The organism is Emticicia sp. 17c, from assembly GCF_037153985.1.
Taxonomy (GTDB): Bacteria; Bacteroidota; Bacteroidia; order Cytophagales; family Spirosomataceae; genus Emticicia.
In genome coordinates this window covers 1-7,733 of record NZ_JBBAYI010000031.1, presented here as the reverse complement: position 1 = coordinate 7,733, position 7,733 = coordinate 1, and the positions used below count along the sequence as shown (strand labels likewise).

General features: G+C 39.9%; 3 protein-coding genes. All 3 read left to right on the top strand.

The window, feature by feature from the left end:
* Positions 1-792 precede the first annotated feature (792 nt).
* Positions 793-3,969 carry a SusC/RagA family TonB-linked outer membrane protein gene (locus tag WAA15_RS24155; protein ID WP_337045429.1) on the top strand — a complete coding sequence of 1,059 codons (3,177 nt, stop codon included), beginning with the start codon at positions 793-795 and terminating at the stop codon, positions 3,967-3,969.
* Positions 3,970-4,015: 46 nt separating this feature from the next.
* On the top strand, positions 4,016-5,812 hold the full coding sequence (locus WAA15_RS24150) for a RagB/SusD family nutrient uptake outer membrane protein (RefSeq protein WP_337045428.1): 1,797 nt from the start codon (positions 4,016-4,018) through the stop codon (positions 5,810-5,812).
* A 93-nt stretch (positions 5,813-5,905) separates the two neighbouring features.
* A partial coding sequence (locus tag WAA15_RS24145) for a CRTAC1 family protein (RefSeq protein WP_337045427.1) occupies positions 5,906-7,733 on the top strand: 1,828 nt, incomplete at its 3' end.

Sequence of the window (7,733 nt, the reverse complement as noted above, 5' to 3'; positions counted from 1 at the left end):
ACGGCGTTTGTACATTCCGAAGGGAGTGGAGCAAGTAGAAATCATAGATAACAAGGGGAATAAAAGAGCAGTTAAGCCCTAAACAAGTAGTTTTTTAAATAAGCAAAGAGAGTAAGCCATAATCATGACGCTTACTCTCTTTTTTATTTTACAAGTTTTGTCATTTTACGTATAGGAGCATAAATCGGAAAGGGTTTCAGAAATAATTATTAATTTATTTAAAAAATGCCTTCATATTTAATTAAATAAATTATAATGAGATTAAAATTTATAAAATAAATAGAAAAATTTGGAATAATCGAAGTATATACATAACTTGTGCCACATACCTATATCAAGATAATTCTAAAAAATCTTTGAGGTGTTACAAATTATACATAATAACCTAATTTTAAACTAAATACTCATATAGCCTATGCAATTAATTCTTGCCTAGTAAACCCCTTATTGCATAATTACTAATAACCTATTTTAAATTTAAATACTAATTAACTAAACCATAAGAAATACTCCTGCATCCTTGTTAATAACAGGTTGCAAATGCTCATACAAGGCATAATACAAAACCTATAACCTAATTTATTCAGCCTTGTGTGTAACCCCTGTAATAACTGTATGCGATTGAAAGTAACGCTAACTCCGAAAGAAGTTTAGCTTCGTTGTACCGTACATAATAACTGTATGTTATTAAAAGCAATGCTCGGCTGCCAGTTTTACTGTGCAGTCTTATTCCACACACCCAAAATTTTAAGTAATCTAATTTTTATTTTTAAACCAAACAAAACAAAGCGTATGAAAGAAAACTACTTTGTGCCTATACGGGGTACTCTGTTTTGTGGACTACTATGGCTAATGTCCGTAGTTGCGTTTGCACAAAAATCAGTTAGTGGTAAAGTGACTGACCCCAAAGGCGATGCCATTCCGGGAGCCAGTATTACATTAAAGGGAACAACAACAGGAACAATCTCGGATGCTGAAGGAGGCTTTAAAGTTAGCGTTCCAAACTCAGGAGGTGTTCTGGTAGTTAGTTCAATCGGCTACAAAAATCAGGAGGTAGTCGTATCAAATCAGTCAACCTTAAATATTATCCTGGAATCAGACGAAGCTGCTTTGGATGAAGTAGTTGTAACAGGATACGGAACCCAATCTAAAAGAGACATCACCGGAGCGGTAACAACAGTTAATGCAAAAGACTTGCAGTCTGTTCCTGCTACAACATTTGCCCAACAGTTACAAGGTAGAGCCTCAGGCTTAAGTATTGTAAACGACGCTACACCGGGTGGTAACGCAACTGTGCGTATTCGTGGTTTTGGTACAATTGGTAACAATGACCCTCTGTTTATTATTGATGGTATACCAACCGAAAATCAAGGTAACTTAAACCCCAATGATATTGAAACCATCCAGATTCTGAAAGATGCTTCGGCGTCTTCAATCTATGGTTCTCGTGCGGCAAACGGGGTTGTTATCATCACAACCAGAAAAGGAAAAATAGGCCCTGCAAAAATCAATTTCTCAGCTTACTATGGTACTCAGAAAGTATCAGAAAATGTACAGTCATTGAATGCAAAAGAGCTTGGCGAGTACCTTTATCTGGCTGATAAATATGCGGGTAAAACTCCTTCACACGGTCAGTATACTTTTGGGCCTAATGGCGAAGTAACTATTCCTGACTATGTGTTTCCAAGTGCAGGTAAAGCAGGTGCAGCCAACACTAACCCAGCTTTATATTCATTAACACCTGATAATATCTATCCTATTACAAAAGCAGCAGATACTTACTGGTGGGGAGAAGTAACACAAACAGCTCCTATTCAAAACTATCAGCTATCAGCTAGTGGTGGTTCTGAAAACAGCCGTTATGCACTATCAGTGGGGTATTTCTCACAAGATGGTGTAGTTAAGTTCATCGGATACGACCGTTATACACTCCGTTCTAACACCGAGTTCTCGGCCATTAAAAAGAAATTGAGAGTTGGTGAAAACTTCACGGTATCGTTCGATAACCGCAAAGGTGGTTTCAATAACAACGAAGAACAAAATGCTGTTTCGGGTTCTTACAAACACCATCCTTTGTTGCCTATTTATGACATCAACGGTTTCTTTGCTGGTTCACGCGGGGCTAACTTAGGTAACAACTCAAACCCTTACGCTTCATTGGCACGTGCTGCCGATAACAGAAGATACAGACTAAGAGGTTTCGGTAATATCTACGGTGAGTACGATATTCTTCCATTCCTGACTTTCAAAACCAGTTTGGGTATCGACATCACTACTGAAAACGGTAAATACATTAGCCGTGCAAACCCTGAGTATATTGAAGGTAGCTTCAACAATGGTTCTGAATCAAATACAAGCTATGACTACCAATGGGTATGGCAAAATACTTTATCGTTCAGCAAAACTTTCAATAATATTCATAAAGTTGATGCTTACGTAGGAACCGAGGCCATCAAACAATTTGGTGAGTATTTCGGTGCAACCCGTAATGGTTATGCTTTCGAAACTTTACCGATTATTAGCTACCTAGACTTAGGAGACCCAACCAGAGTAGGTAACTACGGTAGAGTTGGTAATGACTATACCTTATTCTCTCAGTTTGGTAAATTCAACTATGCCTATAACGATAAGTATTTAGTACAGGCCATCATCCGTAATGATGCTTCGTCTCGTTTCCTTTCTGCTTCTCGTAACGCGCTTTTCCCTGCGTTTAGCTTGGGCTGGCGTTTGTCAGAAGAGAAATTCATCTCTTCAAACCTGGGCTTTATCAGCGACCTGAAACTTCGTTTTGGTTGGGGTAAAACTGGTAACCAGAAAATTGGTAACTACAACGCATATACAACGTATCGTTCTGATATCTTCCATGCGGGTTATCCGATTGATGGTAGCCAGACTACACCAACAATTGGTTATGACACGCAAGCATTTGGTAACCCTAATGCTAAATGGGAGGCTACAACCTCAACAAACGTAGGTTTGGATGCGTCTTTATTAAAAGGTAAATTAAACTTTGAAATCGACTTGTGGAAACGTGTAACATCAGATATGTTATTCACAACTCCATTGACTTTCACAGTGGGTGACGCTAACGCGCCGGCATTTAACGTAGGCCAGATGACCAACAAAGGTCTTGACCTCGGTATCAGCTACAAAAATAATATCCGCGATTTCCGTTACAGCATTTCAGCTAACTTATCAACTTATAAAAACAATGTTGATAAACTTGATGCTAGCCCGAATACGCGTTATTTTGGTTATGGCTCTCGTGTACCTGCTGTTACTTTAACACAAGCTGGTTTGCCAATTTCATCATTCTATGGCTACAAAGTAGTAGGTATCTTCCAGTCTCAATCTGAAGCAGATGCATGGCCTAAATACGAAGACTACAACAAACCGGGTAAATTCAAAATTGCTGATATTAATGGCGATGGCAAAATTACAGATGCTGACCGTACTGTAATAGGTAACCCTCACCCTGATTTCGTTTATGGTTTGAACTTTAACTTTGGTTATAAAGGATTCGACTTAACCATTTTTGCTAACGGAACTCAAGGAAACGATGTATTTAACTATACTCGTTACTTCTCTGACTTCAACACGTTCCAAGGCAACCGTTCAAAACGTGCTTTATACGATGCTTGGCAGCCAAACCATACATCAGGTACTGTACCTATTATGGATGCTAACGACCAAGTAAGTAGCCGTCCGTCTAGCTATTTCATCGAAGATGGTTCATATTTCCGTATTAAAAACGTACAGCTAACTTATACACTTCCATCAAAAGTGATTGGTAAAACAGCGTTAGATAACGCACAGATTTACCTGCAAGTGCAAAACTTGGCAACATTTACAAAGTATACTGGTCTTAACCCTGAAATTCAGACAGGAACTGACAATACTTTAGGTTTTGATGGTGGATATATGCCTGTATCGAGAACAATTATTGTAGGTGTTAACTTTGGTTTCTAAGATTTTAACCAAAAATCAATTACTATTAAACAAATACGATTCAAATATGAAAAGTAATAAAATTATTAAAATATTTGTGGCTACAGGACTCACCATTGGATTTGCAATTGGTTGTAGTGATGATTTCCTGACCCGCGAACCGCAAGCTCAATATAGCCCTACTGCTTTAAAAACAGCCAAAGGGGTTGAGGGGGTTTTATTAGGTGCCTATGCAATGGTAGATGGTACTGGCCTTGACGGGCAAGATGCTTGGATGAACGATATCCATAACTGGGTTTTCGGTGGAATCCCTTCTGATGATGCCTATAAAGGAACCGACGCCGGTGACCAACCCGAAGAGTCTTTCCTTGAAAAATGGGACTTCCAGCCTACAAACAACCACATTAAAAACAAATGGAGAGGTTTGTTTAAAGGTGTAGCTCGTACCAACGACGTTATCAATACATTGAAAGATGTAAAAGATATAAGCGAAGCAAGAAGAGCGCAGATTTTGGCTGAAGCTAAATTCTTGAGGGGTCTTTTCCATTTTGAAGCGAAAAAAATGTGGAAAAACATTCCTTACATTGATGACGCTACCTTCAACCTGAACGACCTTGAAAGTACAAAAATTCCTGTTGACCCTAACGCATGGGCTAAAATTGAAAAAGATTTTGCCGATGCTGCCAGTGTTTTGCCAGCTACACAGGCACAGGTAGGTCGTCCGACTAAATGGGCGGCTAAGGCTTTTCAAGCTAAAGCTCTGATGTTTCAGGGTTTTGACGTAAACACAGGCGCGCCTAATACCGCCAAATTAACAGCAGCTAAAGCAATTCTGGAAGAAATCGTGAACAGCGGTAAATACAGACTCGTTGACCTTTATCATGATAATTTTGATGCTAGCACCCGTAACAACGCTGAGTCTATCTTTGAAGTTCAGTTTGCTTCTTCAAGTGCAACTGGCGATGCCGCCAATCAAGGTGTAGGTCTGGCTCACCCTTACGCTTCTCCTTGGGGATGCTGTGGTTTCTACCAGCCATCACAAAACCTTGTAAATGCGTTCAAAACAGATGCCAATGGTTTACCTTTGATTGATAATTTCAATGACTCGGACGTGAAAAACGACCAAGGTTTAAAACTGGAAGACCCTTTCACTCCTTACACTGGTTCGCTAGACCCTCGTCTTGACCACACCGTTGGCCGTCGTGGTATTTTGTTTATCGACTACAAAATTCATAATGTCGATTTTATCCGTGACCAAACTTATGCAGGTCCTTACTCGCCTAAAAAACATATTCCTTCTAAAGCATTTACAGGCGTAAATGGTTGGGGTAACTTAACTAGCAACAACTACCGTATTATGCGTTATAGCATGATTCTGCTTTGGTTAGCTGAATGTGAAGTGGAGGTAGGAAGCCTTGAAAAAGCAAGAGAATTGGTGAATATGATTCGTACGCGTGCGGCAAATCCGGCAGGTTTTGTACAAAAAGCTACACAAGGAGCCACTCGCGATGCCTATACTCTGGTATTCGATGCACAAGGTAATCCGGTGCCTGCGGCTAACTACGTAATTAAAAATTATACTACTCCTTGGACAAGCAAAGAAGTGGCGCGTAAAGCCGTACGTTTCGAAACTCGTCTGGAGTTTGGTATGGAAGGCCATCGTTTCTTCGACTTATCAAGATGGGGTATCGCAGCCGATGTATTGAACAAATACAACGATGTTGAATCAACAAAACGTGTCTATAAAAAAGGAGCTAAATTTGTGAAGGGTAAAAATGAGTTTTATCCTATTCCACAAGAGGCCATCGACCGCTCTGAAAAAGATGGTAAAGCAACTTTAGATCAAGACCCAGCCTATAAATAAAATTTATGGCGCAAGTTTTTAAAAAATAGTTTATTTTTACAGAGATGGTTAACAGCCATCTCTGTTTTTTCATACAATACTCCCTATTTAATAATGAAACTTACCTCTTTTAATTTCCTGTCTGGAAAAATACTCTTGTTATTGATGATTCCCCTGTTTTTTTCGTGTAGCAGCAAGCCTGACACCGTGTTTAGCTTACTGCCCTCCAAAGAAACAGGCATACAGTTTTCGAACAGAATCACCGAAAATGATACCATGAATATTGTGTCTTTTGAATACATATATAATGGCGGAGGGGTAGCTTTAGGCGATTTTAACAATGATAATAAGATTGATGTTTACTTTACCGGCAATCAGGTAGCTAATAAACTATATCTTAATCAGGGAACAAACGAGGATAACGAACTGAAATTTAAGGATGTCACTACCGAAGCAAAAGTGGATGGCGAAGGTCGCTGGTGCGGGGGTGTATGTGTAGTAGATATTAATAACGATAACCTTCTTGATATTTATGTTTCAACTTCGGTTAAAAAAGTGTCGGGCCAAAGGGCTAATCTATTGTATGTCAATCAGGGCGTAGGACGGAATGGTATTCCGTCGTTCAAGGAAATGGCACAAGAATATGGCATTGCCGATACTACCCACTCAACTAACTCAGCTTTTTTTGACTACGATAATGATGGCGACCTTGATTTATATATTCTGGTGAACCAGATGGAAGATATTAATATCCCGAATATGTATCGTCAGACGCTGAAAGATGGCACTTCAAAACGTACACACCGCCTTTATCGGAACGATTGGGACGAAACAAAAAAACATGCCTACTTCACAAATGTGTCAAAAGAAGAAGGTATTCTGGTAGAAGGTTTTGGACTTGGAGTTAACATAACTGATATTAATCAGGATGGCTGGAAAGATATTTATGTAACGAACGACTTTCTGACAAACGATTTACTCTACATTAACCAACATAAAGATGGTAAGCATACGGGCTTCGTCGAACAAGCCCATGATTACTTCAAACATACTTCTTATTCGGCTATGGGTAACGATGTAGCCGATATTAATAACGATGGTCTGGTCGATTTAATAGCCCTCGACATGATGCCTTTCAGCAATAAAAGAAAGAAAATGATGACAATGGCCAACAATTATCAGACCTTTCAGAACAACGATAGATTTAATTATATATACCAGTACCCACGTAATACGCTTCAAATCAATCAAGGACGTGACCCTAAAACTGGTCAGCCGATGTTTAGTGAGGTAGGCTTGCTGGCAGGTGTAGCACAAACCGACTGGAGTTGGACACCAATGGTAACCGATTTCGATAATGATGGTATGCGCGACATCCTCATTACGAATGGTTTTCCGAAGGATATTACAGATTTAGATTTTATGGCGTATCGCCAGACAGTAAGCGACTTGGTGGCACCTACTTTTCTATTGGAATATATTCCATCAGTAAAAATCAGAAACTTTGCTTTTCGTAACAAGGGTAATCTGCAATTTGAAGACGTAACCGAACAATGGGGCATGAGCCAAACCTCTTTCTCCAACGGGGCAGCGTATGCGGATTTGGATAACGACGGCGACCTTGATTACATCGTCAACAACATCAACGATTCGGCCTCAGTGTATCGCAACAACTCCATTCAGCTTAAACCACAGGAAAGCAACTACCTTCGGGTTCAGTTCAAAGGTAATATCCCCAATGTGATGGGCTTGGGGGCATGGGTCGAAATTCAGTATGGCAACGGGCAGAAACAAGTTTATGAACACACCCCATACCGTGGTTATCTGTCCTCAGTAGAACCAGTGGCCCATTTCGGTTTGGGTAAAACCACTGAGGTCGCTCAGGTAAAAATCATCTGGCAAAGCGGCAAGAGTCAGGTGCTGAAAGGAGTGAAGGCCAATC